Source organism: Acinetobacter variabilis, assembly GCF_000369625.1.
GTDB lineage: Bacteria > Pseudomonadota > Gammaproteobacteria > Pseudomonadales > Moraxellaceae > Acinetobacter > Acinetobacter variabilis.
The window spans coordinates 294,167-309,505 of sequence record NZ_KB850113.1 but is presented as its reverse complement, the minus strand read 5'-3'; the positions used below and the strand labels follow the sequence as shown (position 1 = coordinate 309,505).

General features: G+C 43.0%; 13 protein-coding genes. 7 read left to right on the top strand and 6 right to left on the bottom strand.

Annotated elements, in window-relative coordinates:
- Positions 1 to 46 precede the first annotated feature (46 nt).
- Positions 47 to 1,269, bottom strand: a protein-coding gene (locus F897_RS17010) for an IS3 family transposase (protein WP_104425744.1) whose coding sequence is annotated in 2 segments (ribosomal slippage) — positions 47 to 933 and positions 933 to 1,269 — 1,224 coding nt in all. Because the reading frame shifts where the segments join, the coding sequence is not laid out codon by codon here.
- Between the two features lie 96 nt (positions 1,270 to 1,365).
- On the bottom strand, positions 1,366 to 2,892 hold the full coding sequence (gene lysS / locus F897_RS07110) for a lysine--tRNA ligase (RefSeq protein ID WP_004783006.1): 1,527 nt from the start codon (positions 2,890 to 2,892) through the stop codon (positions 1,366 to 1,368).
- Between the two features lie 387 nt (positions 2,893 to 3,279).
- On the opposite strand from lysS, the gene F897_RS07105 reads away from it, so the two are divergent.
- Entirely contained in the window at positions 3,280 to 3,774 is a 495-nt protein-coding gene (locus tag F897_RS07105) for a YqiA/YcfP family alpha/beta fold hydrolase (protein ID WP_005234593.1), read from the top strand.
- A gap of 40 nt (positions 3,775 to 3,814) precedes the next feature.
- Here the strand turns inward: F897_RS07105 and F897_RS07100 are convergent, their stop codons facing one another.
- The gene (locus F897_RS07100; protein ID WP_005234592.1) at positions 3,815 to 4,357 is read right to left on the bottom strand and encodes an adenine phosphoribosyltransferase; all 543 of its coding nucleotides are present in this window, start codon (positions 4,355 to 4,357) and stop codon (positions 3,815 to 3,817) included.
- Between the two features lie 478 nt (positions 4,358 to 4,835).
- Here F897_RS07100 and rubA point away from each other — a divergent pair, with 478 nt between their 5' ends.
- From rubA to F897_RS07075, 5 genes are all read left to right on the top strand, one after another.
- Positions 4,836 to 5,000: a rubredoxin RubA gene (rubA, locus tag F897_RS07095; RefSeq protein WP_004783011.1), complete on the top strand. Its 165-nt coding sequence runs from the start codon at positions 4,836 to 4,838 to the stop codon at positions 4,998 to 5,000.
- Between the two features lie 87 nt (positions 5,001 to 5,087).
- On the top strand, positions 5,088 to 6,266 hold the full coding sequence (rubB, locus tag F897_RS07090) for a rubredoxin reductase RubB (RefSeq protein WP_005234591.1): 1,179 nt from the start codon (positions 5,088 to 5,090) through the stop codon (positions 6,264 to 6,266).
- Between the two features lie 57 nt (positions 6,267 to 6,323).
- Positions 6,324 to 7,262, top strand: a complete 939-nt coding sequence (gene estB, locus F897_RS07085) for an esterase EstB (RefSeq protein WP_005234589.1) — start codon at positions 6,324 to 6,326, stop codon at positions 7,260 to 7,262.
- 13 nt (positions 7,263 to 7,275) lie between these two features.
- Positions 7,276 to 8,184, top strand: coding sequence for a LysR family transcriptional regulator OxyR (gene oxyR, locus F897_RS07080; protein ID WP_005234587.1), 909 nt, complete (start codon positions 7,276 to 7,278; stop codon positions 8,182 to 8,184).
- A 232-nt stretch (positions 8,185 to 8,416) separates the two neighbouring features.
- Entirely contained in the window at positions 8,417 to 9,013 is a 597-nt protein-coding gene (locus F897_RS07075) for a response regulator transcription factor (protein WP_005234585.1), read from the top strand.
- A gap of 48 nt (positions 9,014 to 9,061) precedes the next feature.
- On the opposite strand, the gene ppk1 is transcribed toward F897_RS07075, so the two are convergent.
- On the bottom strand, positions 9,062 to 11,143 hold the full coding sequence (ppk1, locus tag F897_RS07070) for a polyphosphate kinase 1 (protein ID WP_005234583.1): 2,082 nt from the start codon (positions 11,141 to 11,143) through the stop codon (positions 9,062 to 9,064).
- A 111-nt stretch (positions 11,144 to 11,254) separates the two neighbouring features.
- On the bottom strand, positions 11,255 to 11,929 hold the full coding sequence (mtgA, locus tag F897_RS07065; protein WP_005234581.1) for a monofunctional biosynthetic peptidoglycan transglycosylase: 675 nt from the start codon (positions 11,927 to 11,929) through the stop codon (positions 11,255 to 11,257).
- 77 nt (positions 11,930 to 12,006) lie between these two features.
- Here mtgA and F897_RS07060 point away from each other — a divergent pair, with 77 nt between their 5' ends.
- A complete protein-coding gene (locus tag F897_RS07060; RefSeq protein ID WP_005234579.1) occupies positions 12,007 to 12,834 on the top strand; it encodes a rhomboid family intramembrane serine protease in 828 nt (275 codons plus the stop codon).
- An 8-nt stretch (positions 12,835 to 12,842) separates the two neighbouring features.
- Here F897_RS07060 and F897_RS07055 read toward each other — a convergent pair whose 3' ends face one another.
- The gene (locus F897_RS07055; RefSeq protein ID WP_005234578.1) at positions 12,843 to 15,338 is read right to left on the bottom strand and encodes an ABC transporter permease; all 2,496 of its coding nucleotides are present in this window, start codon (positions 15,336 to 15,338) and stop codon (positions 12,843 to 12,845) included.
- Position 15,339 lies beyond the last annotated feature (1 nt).

The window sequence follows — 15,339 nt, the reverse complement described above, 5'->3', positions numbered from 1 at the left end:
GTGTCTTGTCCTGAAATAGATTGACAGTATTCCACTTCAAACCGAGTTAAGCAATTAGCTCGGTTTTAGTTTGCTCATACGTCTGATTCGGGGTGTTCATATTTAAACTTAAATGTGGTCTATAGCAATTATAAATCATGATAGATTCCGCAATTAAGTGATCTAACTCTTTCATGGTTTGACATCGTGTAGTTAAAAACTCCTGCTTTAATATTCCATTAATCCGCTCTGCTAATGCATTCTGGTAACAGTCTCCTCCATCTGTCATAGAAGGACATACCCCATAATGGCGTAATGCCGATTGATATAGTTCAGAGCAATACTGAGAGCCTCTGTCTGAATGGTGAATCATCCTGGCTGCCCGATCTGTCACATGCTGCATCGCCATATGTAGTGCCTGCACAACATTCTCTGCACGCATATCATTCGATAACTTATAACCTTTAATCTGGCGGGTATAAGCATCTGTCACCAAGGATAAATAATGTACGCCTTCAGCACTCTCAACATAGGTAATATCACTGACAAAGACTTCATTGGCTTGCACCGCTGAATAATCCTTTAATAAATTTGGATGCTTCTTCATCCAATGCTTGCTATCCGTAGTTTTTGTATAACGACGCTTGGGGCGAATCAATAAATTATTTTCTTTCAATATTTTAAATAACTGATCCCGTCCACACTTTAAACCACGCTGCAACAATTTGCCTTTAATAAGCCAATACAGCTTACGTGTTCCGATACTTGGCATGAGACAGCGATACTCCATAACCAACTCGAGTATTTGTTCTGTTACTTGTGCAGTCATTTGAGCACGTTTTTCTGCTTGATAATAAGCTTGTCGAGTGATTCCTAACCACTGACAATAACGTGAAACGCTTAGTCTTCTTTGGCTTTGCCAATCTTTGAAACGTGCTCGGTATACTTTTTTCCAAGATCAGTCCCACACTCTTTATCAATGTGATAAATCACATCCTGTATAAATTCAGTTTTGAGCTTTTCTGCGGCTAACTGTTTTTCTAATTGGCGGATTCGTTGTTGGGGTGTCAATTGGCGTTTAGAAGAAGTCGGCATATTCGAAGTCCAATCCTGTTGTCCGTGCTTGCGTAACCATACCAGCACAGTTGATCTTCCTTGAATACCATATTTTGCCTGAGCTTGTTTATAAGTAATTTGCCCTTTTTCTACTTCATGTACCACCATCATTTTAAAGGCGAAGCTATAATCACGTTGTGTGCGCTTAACTCGTTGTTCTCGTGCATGTTCCATAAAATAAGTCTCTTAAGGTGTAAACTTATTTCAGGACGGGACACTGAACACATAAAAAAAGGCAGTTTTAAAAACTGCCTTTTTTCGAAGAAGTCATCAGTGTTTATGACGCATATGCGGGAATAAGATTACATCACGGATACTTGGAGCATTCGCAAAGATCATCACCAGACGGTCAATACCGATTCCTTCACCTGCTGTAGGAGGCAGACCATATTCCAAGGCTTCAATGAAGTCAGCATCATAGTGCATTGCTTCATCATCACCCGCATCTTTCTCAGCGACCTGCGCCTGGAAGCGTTCAGCCTGATCAATTGGGTCATTTAATTCCGAGAAACCATTTGCCAGTTCACGACCACCGATAAAGAATTCAAAACGATCGGTAATATGCGGGTTTTGATCATTACGGCGTGCTAATGGTGAAGTTTCTGCTGGATATTCAGTCACGAATGTAGGCTGACGTAGTTGAGTTTCTACCGTTTCTTCAAATACGATTGTTTGCAGTTTACCCAGACCAAAACCTGGTTTTACCTGTTCTTTCAGTTCGTCCTGAATAAATTTTGCCAGAAACTCACGGTCATTGACATTTTCTGGAGTGAACTGTGGATTGTGCTCAAGAATGGCATCAAACATTGAAATTTTCTTGAATGGCCCTTTGAAGCTAAAGACTTCATCACCATAAGGCACATCAGTGGTACCTAGAATATCAATTGCCAGTTTTTCCAGCATTTGTTCAGTCAATTCCATCAGGTCTTTGTAATCTGCATAAGCCTGATAGAATTCAATCATAGTGAATTCAGGGTTATGACGAGTAGAAACACCTTCGTTACGGAAGTTACGATTAATTTCGAATACGCGCTCGAAACCACCCACAACCAGACGTTTCAAATAAAGCTCAGGTGCAATACGCAGGAACAATGGCATATCCAGCGCATTATGATGCGTTTCAAATGGACGCGCAGATGCTCCACCTGGAATCACGTGCATCATCGGGGTTTCAACTTCCATAAAACGTTTGTCATTCAGAAAACTACGAATACCGGCAACAACTTTGGCACGAACTTCAAAAGTTTTACGGGTTTCTTCATTCACGATCAGATCAAGATAACGTTTACGATACTTCACTTCAGTATCAGTCAAACCGTGGAACTTGTCTGGAAGTGGACGTAATGATTTTGTTAGTAATTCAAAATGTTCGATATGAACATACAGGTCACCTTTACCAGAACGACCGATATAACCTTCAACTGCAATGATATCGCCTAGATCCAGGCCTTTGATCGTTGCAAGTACTTCTGGCTCAAGCTCTTTGCGTGGAACATAAAGCTGAATACGACCGGTCATATCCTGAATCACGATGAATGAACCGCGGTTCAACATCACACGACCTGCTACTTTTACATGAACGTGTTCGCCAGCTTCAATTTCTTCTTTAGATTTATCAGCAAACTGGTCTTGTAAGTCTTGCGCATAATGTTCACGTTTAAATGTGTTTGGCCATGGGCTAACACCAGTTTCTTTTGCGTGGTCTTGAATCTGCTTTAACTTGGCATGACGCTGTGCAATTAAATCGTTTTCGGAAATGATTTGTTCAGAAGTCGATTGAGCGTTATTTTGCGTCATCTCTGCCTCGGATAAGATTAGTTAAAAAATAGAAGTTGCATAGAATAGCAGAAATCTGCATCAAATCGTAGCGTAAAGACTTCCCACACGCGGCTTTTCTTGAGAAAAATTTCTGGATATATGAAATTCTTAAAGGCAAATGATTTGCATTATTTTCAGTTTCGAATTTTATGATTGGTTTTTTAAAAATATTGCCAAACTTTTATTAGATGAAAGTCCAAGATCCCAACCTTCTGCACAAATTATGCCTTTATATCCAGTATCAGCTTAGACCAATAGCTAACTGCTTCCTCAAAATAGACGTTTTACAATAATGACCATATTAGAAGGTAGTGTTTTAACACCCTGACCACGACTTTGCCATGTCCGATAAAAATGAGTAAAAATATGTCTAAAATATTGTTTTTTCATGGCTTGGATTCGTCAAAACAGGCCACGAAATTTCATGCAATTGATTCAATGCATAAATATTGTATAGATGTGGATTATCGCAATCTGAGCTACCAGTCGGTAGCCGATTTCTACCACGAAATGGTTGAAACCATTAAGCCGGATATTCTGGTCGGACACAGTCTGGGCGGTTATTGGGCGCTAAAAATGTCACAAGCTCATCAGATCCCTTGTGTGATCGCGAATCCTAGCTTGCAACCGAATTTCCGCGATGATTATCCTGCGATTTGTGACAGTGATTTGCAGCATGATATTCCGCAAATGGCCTATCTGGAATTAGGTGATGAAATTCTGGATATGCATGCAGCACAGGCACAGCTTGAAGACTATATGCAAATTCATGCCATTGAAGGTGGTCATCATCGTCTGGAATATCCCGAACAGATTAACGACCTGATTCAGGAAATTGAATATCATTTTATCCGGCAATAAAAAAGCCCCAATAGTTGGGGCTTTTTTTAATCATCTAGACTTAAGCAACTGCAGCTTCAGGCTGAGATTTATCATCAAGTACTGACCAGATGTCCAAGCCTAATTCACCATGTAAATCTGGCAGATCAAGGAAGATGCTCGCACCTAGAACCTGATGCTGACATTTTTCAACCAACTCATGTACTGCTTTTAATGTACCGCCAGTTGCCAGAACATCATCTACAATAATCACTTTTTGTCCCTGAACTTCTGCAGACATTTCCAGACGGTCCAGACCATATTCAAGGCTATAACCTACACCTACCACTGGAGGCGGCAATTTACCTGCTTTACGAACCAGTAATAAGCCTTTGCCCGTACGCTGCGCCAACAGGCTTGCCAGCACAAAACCACGTGCTTCTACTGCCACAAAGCTATCTACTTCAGCTAGCTTTTCTTCAGGAATGCTGGCAATCAAAGCATCAGTTAATGGACCCAGATTATTCATGAATAATGGAGTCAAATCGAAGAAACAAATGCCTGTTTTTGGGAAATTCTGGACAGTACGAATGTGAGACCACAGAGTAGTAGACAAATTGCTCATGGGAGATCTTTAAACAAGGAAGGGAATAGGTGAATTTTAAACTAAATTAACAATGTGTAACAACAACGACTGTGCAATAATAAAGCAGAAAATAATAATAAGAAATTGATTTACATAACTAAATTTATTTTAAAAAATATTTAATAAAGACTTTGCTGAGTCTAAGTTATCTGATTTTAATCATATTTTCTGCCCGACTTTGGTCTACAACTTAAAATCTAAGCCAGAAGCGTGTTTTATAAAACTAAAAATACAACTCTTTGCCTAACCTTAAATATATTTCTAGTAATGAAATACCTGGGGACTGCCCTTTATGCTGTTAATTTCACTGATTAAACTTTTATTCGCTTTACTTTATGAATAGAACTGCGTAAAAATTTAGCCAAATATGTTTACTATTAAAAGTCATATTCTTTAGGGTCTTGCCATTTGTGGATTTTAAGCTGACAGCTACAGTTGGTCAGTTATGGAGAGTTATATGAAAAAATATCAATGCATCGTTTGTGGATGGATTTATGACGAGGCAGAAGGTTGGCCTCAGGACGGAATCGTTCCTGGAACCAAATGGGAAGATATTCCTGATGACTGGACTTGTCCGGATTGTGGTGTTTCTAAAGTCGATTTTGAAATGATTGAAATCTAATCATGTTCTTTTAAAGACCATATTTAATGGTCTTTTTTATGTCCTTTATACCTGAAAAAATTAATTTAAAAAAGCATGGAGAATCGTATGCATCCTATCGTCATCATTGGTTCGGGTATGGCGGGTTATGCTGTTGCCCGTGAGTTTCGTAAACTCAACCCAGACCATGAACTTGTCATGATTTGTGCTGATGATGCGACTAATTATGCAAAACCTACGCTTTCTAATGCTTTAGCAGGAAACAAAGCGCCAGAACATATCCCTTTGGGTGATGCAGAAAAAATGTCAGCACAGCTGCAAATGCGCATCGAAAAAAACACTTGGGTCAAAACGATTCATCCTGAACAGCATCAGCTCACTTTAGAAAAAGACGGTCAGGAAAGCTCACAGGATTATTCTAAATTGGTGCTGGCTGTGGGTGCTAATCCAGTACGCCTGGCCATTGCTGGTGATGCGAGCGACGATATTCATATGGTGAATAACCTGACTGACTATAAAGCTTTCCATCATAATCTGGCAGCCCGTGAAGATAAACGTGTGGTGATTCTAGGCGCAGGCCTGATCGGCTGTGAATTTGCCAATGACTTGCAGCATACTAATCATCAGGTCACCGTGATTGATCTGGCACCTCAACCGTTGGGTCGCTTATTACCTTCTCATGTCGCAGATGCTTTCCAGCAAAATCTTGAAGAGACGGGCATTCATTTTGTACTGGGGACAACAGTCGAAAAAGTCTCTAAAGTTGAAAATGGTGATTATCTGGTCACACTTGCCAATGGCCAGTCGGTAGTTGCTGATGTGGTGCTGTCTGCTGTGGGCTTACAGCCGAATATTTCTGTGGCAAAAGAAGCCGATATTCATACCAGTCGCGGGATTCTGACAAATACAAAACTAGAAACCAATCAACCGGACATTTATGCAGTAGGCGACTGTGCGGAAGTAAACGGAATGCTTTTACCATATGTCATGCCAATCATGCAGCAGGCCCGTGCCCTGTCTAAAACATTGAATGGCGAACATACTGCAGTTCATTATCCAGCGATGCCAGTTGCGGTCAAAACACCAGCTGCGCCATTGACTGTCCTTCCTGCTCCGGTTGATGTCGAAGTAACTTGGGAAAATGAAGAGTTTGATGACGGTATGCTGGCCAAAGCCTTTGATGCCAGCGGTACTTTACGTGGTTTTGTCCTGCTTGGTGCCACTGCTGCCAAACAACGCCTGGCATTGACCAAGCAGGTTCCTGACTTGATTCCAGCTACAGTTTAGATGTTTAATACAAAGGACATTTTTTAAGCGAAATGTCCTTTAATCAGGAAATATATCATGCATAGTGCCCTGCAGTTCAATCATTCTCCGTATACCGCTTTCATGCGTGAAACCAAGGTCGATCTTGGCAGTGGCATCGAATTGCACGTAGAAGTCGGAGGAAATCCTGAACACCCGACTATTCTGCTAATTATGGGGCTTGGGGCACAGATGCTGTACTGGCCGGACTTCTTCTGTAAATCTCTCATTGATCAGGGCTATCATCTGGTGCGTTTTGACAACCGGGATATTGGTTTATCTTCCAAGATTCACCATAAAGGACCTCGCTTAAACACCTTAAAAATGATGAGCCGTTTTGTACTGGGTTTAGGCAATCAGGGCGCGCCTTATACACTGTATGATATGGCAGATGATGTACATCTTCTGATTGAAAAAATGGGACTGGGTCAGGTCTATGTGCTCGGTGCCTCTATGGGCGGCATGATTGCCCAGATTCTGGCCGCACGTTATCCTGATAAAGTTAAAAAAATGGGCTTACTGTTTACCAGTAATAACCAGCCACTGTTACCCCCGCCTTTTCCAAAGCAACTCTTTAGTTTAATTGACAAACCCGCTTCCACAGATGAAGATGGCATTGTTGATCATAGCTTGAAACTGTTTAACATTATTGGCTCGCCGGGTTATGTGAATCATCTGGAAGCGATTCAGACCGCCCGTAAGCTATATAAGCGAAGTTACCATCCAGCGGGTGTACTTCAACAGTTTTTAGCAATATTATGTACAGGTTCATTGCTGCAACTGGACAAGCAAATCCAACAAGAGACCCTGGTGGTTCATGGTGCTCGTGACAGATTGCTGCCTCCTAGTCATGGTAAGGCTGTTGCAAAAGCAATTTCAGGGGCTAAATTTGAATTAATTGATGGAATGGGGCATGATATCCCTCCACATTTTATTCCATATCTTAGCGAATTATTTGCTGATCATTTTAAATCATAAACATTAGGACACTATGGCTGCATTACCATCCCTAAGACAGCTGTCATACCTCGTAACACTGTCTGAGACGCTGCATTTTACAGAAGCTGCTCGCCGCTCATTTGTTACCCAGTCAACTTTGTCTGGCGGTATTATGGAGCTGGAGCGTTTACTCGGTGGCGTTCTTGTTGAACGCGATCGCCAGAATGTACGTTTAACGCCGCTTGGTGAACAAGTGGTTGCACGTGCCCGTGTTCTACTGGCTGATGCTCAGGACTTAATGCGTTTAAGTCGTGAAATGAGTGAACCATTAACCGGTGATCTGCATCTTGGCGTTATTCCAACGATTGCCCCTTTCATCCTGTCACAATTTCTGGATGAAGTGCATCAGCAGCTACCGAAAATCCAGTTACATTTACATGAAGCTCAAAGTGAGAAAATTGTAGAGAAACTGGAGCATGGTAATCTGGATATGGTAGTGCTAGCGCTGCCTTTCGATACCCGTAGCCTGAAAGTTGCTGAAATTGCCAAAGAGAATCTGTATCTGGTACATCACAAATCTGACCAGAATGCGGCTCAAGCCAAATCTCTGGAAGATCTGGACCTGTCTCGCCTGATGCTTCTGGAAGAAGGCCACTGCTTGCGTGATCATGCATTGAGTGCCTGTCCAATTGGTGAGCGCAAAAATGATCATCGCCTGAAAGCAAGTTCATTACCGACGTTGATCGAAATGGTGTCTGCTGATCTTGGTTTTACCCTGTTGCCAGAAATTGCACTGCATACCAATATGATCAAAGCCAATCCGGATCTGCGTATTAATCCAATCAATGCTGCACCAAGCCGTACTCTGGCGTTGGTCACTCGTAAGAGCACACCGCTACAAAGCGAATTCGATGTGTTATTACAAATTTTGCAAAAAATCACTGCCCACGATGCAGCTTAATTAAGTCCTAATAAAAAAAGGAGCACTTAGATTGCTCCTTTTTTCTTGCCTGCGTCTTCTGATACAGTAAATTTCTATACATTCAGTCAATTAAAATGATCCAAAAACTAATTTTTAAACTTTAACTATCTATAATATATAAAAATTAAATCCCTATTTCTTGGGATTTGCAGTTAGAATAATTTAAGCCAAAATACATCTGTATATTAATTACTCTCAGGATAAGATTTCTTTGGCCTCATTTTTGCCCGCACCTGTATTATTGGTGCAACCTTATCCACCACCGCTCTCTTCCAATCTTGATCTTGCATTGCTACAGCTCGGTTATCAACCGGATATGCTGTCCTATACCGATCATCTGTCTGCTCAATCCCATATTGAACAGTATCTTCCCAATCTAGTGCTATATGAGATTCATGAGAAAGCCCAACTCAATCATCTGTATACGGTTCAAACCCGGATCCAGATTCCTCATCTGATTGCAGTTTTAGCTGATGATTCACCTGAAATGATTAATTTATTCTTGTCATCTAGCGTGGATCGATATCTGATTGCATCGCATCCTGTTTCAAAAATAGTAGCAAGCCTGAAAATCATCCTACGAGGTGGTTCCGATTTACATCCGGAATTAGCCCGTTATTTAGTGAGTCAGGAAACAAAAATACATTTTTTAAATCAGACTGAAGTACAGATTTTAAAGTATTTCAGCCAAGACCTGACTTTGGCCGAAATTCAAAACAGATTAAGTCTGCACGATTACCAGATTTATGCTGCTATTCGTAAAATCTATCAAAAACTCGAGAATCCATTTATCCATTCTCAAAATTAACAAAATATAAAAAAGGCTGGATTATCAGCCTTTTTAGTTTGCATAGAGTTATTTAAAGGTTTCCAGCAAGGTACGCTGTGCATTATGCGGTTGTTCACCTTCTGCAACTTGGGCACGCACCCAGGTTCCATCTCCTTGTAACAACCAGGCCTGCTGATTGTCTTTCAGGTAATTTAATAAACCTTGCTGGTAAATGCGTTTCTTCAATGTTTCATCTTCAATCGGGAAACAGGCTTCTACACGATTAAACAGGTTACGATCCATCCAGTCCGCGCTTGAGCAATAAATGCGGGAATCGCCATTATTGCTAAAATAAAACACGCGTGTATGTTCAAGGAAACGGCCGACGATTGAACGTACCCGGATATTCTCTGAAAGTCCCGGCAAGCCTGGACGTAGACAGCAAATCGAGCGGATAATTAGGTCAATCTGTACGCCCGCTTGTGAAGCCTCATAAAGTTTATTGATTAGTTGCAGCTCAGTTAAAGCATTCACCTTCACGATAATCTGAGCTTTCTTGCCCGCTTTGGCATTGGCAATTTCATTATCAATATAGTTGATGAGCTGGGCATGCAAGGTAAATGGAGCATGGAGCAGCTTTTTCAGCTTGGCCATTTTCCCCATTCCCGTCAATTCCTGGAAGATACGATGCACATCTTCACACAGATCTTTGTCTGTGGTTAACAAGCCATAATCGGTATAAATCCGTGCATTGCCCGCATGATAATTTCCGGTTCCTAAATGCACATAACGCACCAGCTTGTTATTTTCTCGGCGTACCACCAGAATCATTTTGGCATGGGTTTTATAGCCAACAATGCCATAGACCACGACAGCCCCCGCCTCTTGCAGTACGTTGGCAACTGCAATATTGGATTCTTCATCAAAACGTGCACGTAGCTCGATGACTGCAGTAACTTCCTTACCGTTACGGGCCGCTTCTGCCAGCACCTGCACGATCTCGGAATCTGGACCACTGCGGTACAGTGTCTGCTTGATCGCCAGCACCTGAGGGTCTCGTGCCGCTTCACGTAACAGCGTAATCACTGGAGCAAAAGATTCAAATGGATGATGTAGCAAAATATCCTGCTTCTGCATGGCACTGAAAACATTTTCAGATTTTTTTAGTACTTTAGGCAGAATTGGCGTATGTGAATCATAACGTAAATGTGGACGTTTGAAGTTGGACAGTAATCGCGCCAGATTAACTGGTCCTGCGACTTTATAGAGCTGGTCTTCATCCAGATCAAATTCTTCCAGCAAATATTCATAAATATGCTGCGGACAATTTTCAGTCACTTCCAGACGGACTGCACGACCAAAACGGCGCGAACTTAGCTCGCCTTTTAAGGCTTTGGCCAGGTCTTCAACATCTTCATTTAAGGCCAGATCGGCATTCCGGGTAACACGGAATTGGTAACATCCCGTCGCGGTCATGCCCGGGAACAGGTCAGACACATGTTCATGAATGATGGCGGATAACATCACATGATGTTCTTTACCATCAGTCAGTTCATCCGGTAAACGCACCACACGCGGCAATGAACGTGGCGCAGGAACAACCGCAAGATCAATCTGACGGCCAAAGGCATCTTTCCCTTCTAGCGTCACAATAAAGTTTAAAGATTTGTTGACCAATCGTGGGAATGGATGTGCCGGATCAAGGCTAATGGGCGTTAAAACTGGCGCAACCTGCTCCTGAAAATATTTTTTCACCCAGGTCGATTGTGCCGGTGTTAGCTCTCCACGACGCAGAAAACAGATATCTTCCTCACGCAGTTTCGGCAAAATCTCTTCATTTAAAATACGGTACTGACGTTCAATGGCGGCATGCGCAGTTTCGGCAATCTGTTCTAATACTTGTTTTGGCGTCAAACCATCCGGACTGCGACTTTCATTGCCCAAATCCAGTTGTTCCATGACGCCAGCCACACGAATTTCAAAAAACTCATCCAGATTACGTGAAAAAATCAAAAGAAAGTTCATGCGTTCCAGCAAAGGATGCAGAGGATCGACCGCCTGTTCCAGCACTCGCAAATGGAAATCCAGAATAGACAGTTCACGATTAATGTAACGATCATTATAAGTATATTCGGTTGGTGCCGAAGTCGTACTGGCTGCCGTATTCATATCAAACCTACGCTATTTTCAAGTCTTACTTATTGCTTTTAGTATGCTTCAAATTAATGACATTTTCATAAAAAAAGCCCAAATATTTGGGCTTTATCTTGATATTTTTATTTAAGGGATTTCAGCATAGCGCATATAACGCTGAATCATACGTTTACGTGCTTTTAGGGCTGATGCATTACGATGATCTTCAAAATATTTTGGATTGGTGAGAATCGCTGCCAGGAAGATGGCCTGATCACGCGTCAGGCTCTCTGCAGTCTTACCGAAATAATGTTTGGCTGCAGCTTCTGCCCCGTAGATATTGTCTCCAAACTCAATCGAGTTAAGATACACTTCCAGAATACGCTCTTTAGACCACATACGTTCCATCATCCAGGTCGCAACAGCTTCCTGACCTTTACGCAGGAATGAACGCTTGTTGACGAGGAACAGGTTTTTAGCCAGCTGCTGGGAAATGGTTGACCCACCGGCTACGACACGGCCTTCATTCTTGTTACGGCTGAGCGCAGTCTGAATACCATCCCAGTCAAAGCCATGATGGTGCATGAATTTTCCATCTTCTGCAGTCACTACCGCCCGTTTCAGATTGGTACTGATTTCATCATAAGGGCGCCACTGATGTTGAATGGGCTTGGAGGACTCAGTCCAATAATCAATCCGCATCATCATGGTGGTATTCACCGGATTGGTTCGCCACCAGGCTAAACTTGCAAAAATCCACAGTTGAACAAGTAAAATCACACTGACAATCACGAGAAGGGTGCGGGTCAGAAAGGCTTTCATGTCAGCGCGTTACTCCTGAAAATTCAATTTTTCGTGTTAAGCTTATTCGAAATATACAATCACAGCAAAAAAATAGCATGTCTGAAAATTCTCCCCCAACAACACATCGCAAACTTGAAATGCAGCTCTGGTGGATGACCGCACTCTTGATCTGCATCAATGTCGGCCTGTTTAGCTGGCAGGTTCTGAATGGTATGGATATCACACAGCCCAGTTCTCCAGATGCCATTCGCTGGGGAGCAGATTATGCACCTTTAACGTATTTAGCGGAACCCATACGCCTGTTTAGTAGCATGTTTTTTCATTTTGGCTTAATTCACCTGATGTTAAATATGTGGGCACTGTATATTTTTGGTAGTGTCGCTGAACAAATTTTTGGCCGGGTCTATTTTACAGGTCTTTATATTTGTGCCGGCCTGATGGGCAGCTTACTCAGTGGTTATATGAGCATCCAGGACAGCTATGCCTTAATCGAAGGCGGTGTAGCCAATCCTGGCTTATTGCCGGGTGTTAGTGCGGGTGCTTCGGGTGCAGTCATGGGTCTCGGTGCCTCCCTGACTGTTCTGTCTTTACTGCCGATGTTGCCCCGTCAGCCTTTTATTCTGGATAAAAAGACACTGGTAATGATCATGGGCCTTAACCTGGCGATGGGCTTCATGATCAGCGGAATTAACAATGCCGCACATATTGGCGGGATGATCATGGGGGCCGGACTAACAGCGCTCTGGTATCTTGGTCAGAAAATGCAGCGTGGCCTTTTGGTCAGCCTAGTTGCTTTACTGCTCGGCGTCGCTGCCTGTGTCGTGCTGTATCAACATAACCTGGCTTTGCTTGAACCGATCCGCCCACTCTGGCAAGAGATTTTACAGATGCTACAACAGCAGTTAGCGGATCAAACTGCGTGAGATGAATCTTATTGATTCATCTCACGCAGGCTTTGCAAGGGCGGAATCTCGGAAAGATAACTCAGACGATAACGCCCGATCAGGGTACACAAAACTGTCATAAACACAGGCAGGATAATCCAAATTTCCCAATGGGGCTGAATGATCAGATCCATCTTGTAGCTGGCAATGGCGCTGATCACTTCTGCAAACAGACATGAAACAATACCTGCGAATAGTCCGATAAAACCGATTTCCAGACTCATCATGGTTTTCAGCTTCTGTTTGGAACTACCAAAAGACCGGAGCAAAGCCACTTCACGTTTACGTTCATCCATGAGCAGGTTTAGACAGGCCATCAGTACTAGAAAACCGGATACGCTGACCAGCACAGCCAGAATGGTAATGATCTGCACCAGTACATTCACAATGCGTTTGATTTCTTCCAGAATCAGGCTGACATCAATAAATACCGTATTGGAAAACCGCTGAACCAGATTCACCAGTTTATCTTTATCTGTTTCCGGTACGTAGAAGCTGCCCAAATAACTGCCAGCATTAGCATCCATGGTATTTGGTGCAAAGATAAAGAAGAAGTTTGGACTAAAACTTTCCCACTCTACTGTTCTGAGGTTCACTACCTTGGTCTCAAGTATGCCTTCAGGCAAGCTAAAACTGAGCTTATCCCCCAGTTTGATGCCCAGCTCTTGTGCAGTATTGGCTTCGACCGAAACTTCACCCGGCTGTTTCAATCCTGCCCCCCCCTGCACAATGACATTATCCTGAGGATAGCGGTCCGATTGAGTCAGATTCAGTTCACGTCTTAAGGTATTACTCTGCTTGACCAGTTCAGCAGCAAAAGGATGATCATTTTTCGCCACCAGACGCCCGCGAATATTGGGATACAAGGGTGTACTTTTCCAGCCATTCTGTTCTAACTGAGCTTTTAAGTCAGGCATGTCAAAAGGCGGCAGACCATAGACAAACTGGTTGGGTGTCCCTTCCGGCAACTGTTGCTGCCAGCGATCAAGCAGGTCGGTACGTAGCACAGCCAGCACACTGATCAAGCTGAGTCCAAGGGCTAAAGCAGTAATTTGTAAAGCGGTCTGATAGGGTGTCCGCACATACGCAGACAGGTTGAATTTCAGATTACGCAGCAGTTTTAAGATACTCCAGACCGTGAAATACAGTACGGCACAGAGCAGGATAATGGCCCCGATCACCCAAGCTGTCAGCACAATATTTTCCGTTAAAATCACACTGAAAATAATCAGACTTAAGGTTCCGGTCAGTAACATCCACAACATCGAATGGACGGATTTTTCCTGCTGACGAATGACCCGAATCGGAGGGGTATTCAAGAGCTGAAACAGACTTGGCATGACAAAGCCCAATAACACCACAGCACTGGTCAGCATGGCAATTGGCAATGGTCCCAGCAGCATCGCCGTAGCAGAAAACTCAAGCTGCAAGTTTGGAATCAGCTGTAGCATAAGTTGCAATAAGCCATAACCCAATGCTACACCTATTACGCTACCAATCAGCATGGCGATTAAAAGCACTAAACCTAGCAAAGCCAGATAAGCGGCCAGAATCTGATTTTTGGTCGCGCCAATACAGCGCATCAGGGCAATATGATCCTGATTCTGCTGCACATAACGCTGCGCAGTTAAAGCAATGGCAATCCCGCATAACAAAATGGTGAGAATATTGGCCAGTTGCAAAAAAGTATCCAGATTGGCAATTGGTTTCATTAAACGGGTATTGCCTTCGCTGGCATTACGTAAGCGCAGACTGCCCTGCTGTTCCAGTTCTTGTCCCTCAACCCCAGCATCTGCTTCATCTGAAGTTCCATTTTCAGATTTTATCTTCTGCTTGAACCAGGCTTCATATTGCCGGGTATCGGCTGGATTACCCGCCATTAATAAACGGTAATCAATCCGGCTACCGACCTGAATCGCATTGGTGCGCGCCACTTCTGACTGAGCAATAATTACAGTCGGCGAAAAGCCAGAAAAGCCGAGCTCCTGATTCGAATCCTGCTCGATTTTTGCAGTAACCTTAAATTTGGCATCGGCAATATTCAGTTCATCACCCAGTTTGACCTTAAGTAGATCCATGGCCCGTGAACTCAGCCAGATTTCCCCCGCTTGGATTTTGTCTGCTGCAGGTTGAACCCGTAGTTCTCCTCGTAAAGGAAAAGCCTGATCAATAGCCTTAACATTGACCATGACAAACTGATCATTGGTATAAGCCATCGTACTAAAAAATGTGACTTCAGATTGCTGTAAATCGAGCTGCCTGGCCTGATCACGCCATTCCTGAGCTAGCGGCTCATTATCAGAAAGTACCAAATCTCCCGCCAGCATTTCAGCTGCCTGTAAAGCAACGGCGTTCTGAATCTGTTCATTACTGAACTTTAGTGCCGTTGTGGCACTAATCGCTAAGGTCAGCGCGATGATTAGCAGATAAATTCCTGTCGTATTAAAACTTTGTCTGAGTAAAGGACGAAACAGATGCTGCATA

What these genes read in the sequence shown, in the direction of transcription:
- lysS (WP_004783006.1), bottom strand. Translation starts at nt 2,892, where the DNA reads ATGACGCAAAATAACGCTCAATCGACTTCTGAACAAATCATTTCCGAA.
- F897_RS07105 (WP_005234593.1), top strand. Translation starts at nt 3,280, where the DNA reads ATGTCTAAAATATTGTTTTTTCATGGCTTGGATTCGTCAAAACAGGCC.
- F897_RS07100 (WP_005234592.1), bottom strand. Translation starts at nt 4,357, where the DNA reads ATGAGCAATTTGTCTACTACTCTGTGGTCTCACATTCGTACTGTCCAG.
- rubA (WP_004783011.1), top strand. Translation starts at nt 4,836, where the DNA reads ATGAAAAAATATCAATGCATCGTTTGTGGATGGATTTATGACGAGGCA.
- rubB (WP_005234591.1), top strand. Translation starts at nt 5,088, where the DNA reads ATGCATCCTATCGTCATCATTGGTTCGGGTATGGCGGGTTATGCTGTT.
- estB (WP_005234589.1), top strand. Translation starts at nt 6,324, where the DNA reads ATGCATAGTGCCCTGCAGTTCAATCATTCTCCGTATACCGCTTTCATG.
- oxyR (WP_005234587.1), top strand. Translation starts at nt 7,276, where the DNA reads ATGGCTGCATTACCATCCCTAAGACAGCTGTCATACCTCGTAACACTG.
- ppk1 (WP_005234583.1), bottom strand. Translation starts at nt 11,143, where the DNA reads ATGAATACGGCAGCCAGTACGACTTCGGCACCAACCGAATATACTTAT.
- mtgA (WP_005234581.1), bottom strand. Translation starts at nt 11,929, where the DNA reads ATGAAAGCCTTTCTGACCCGCACCCTTCTCGTGATTGTCAGTGTGATT.
- F897_RS07060 (WP_005234579.1), top strand. Translation starts at nt 12,007, where the DNA reads ATGTCTGAAAATTCTCCCCCAACAACACATCGCAAACTTGAAATGCAG.
- F897_RS07055 (WP_005234578.1), bottom strand. Translation starts at nt 15,338, where the DNA reads ATGCAGCATCTGTTTCGTCCTTTACTCAGACAAAGTTTTAATACGACA.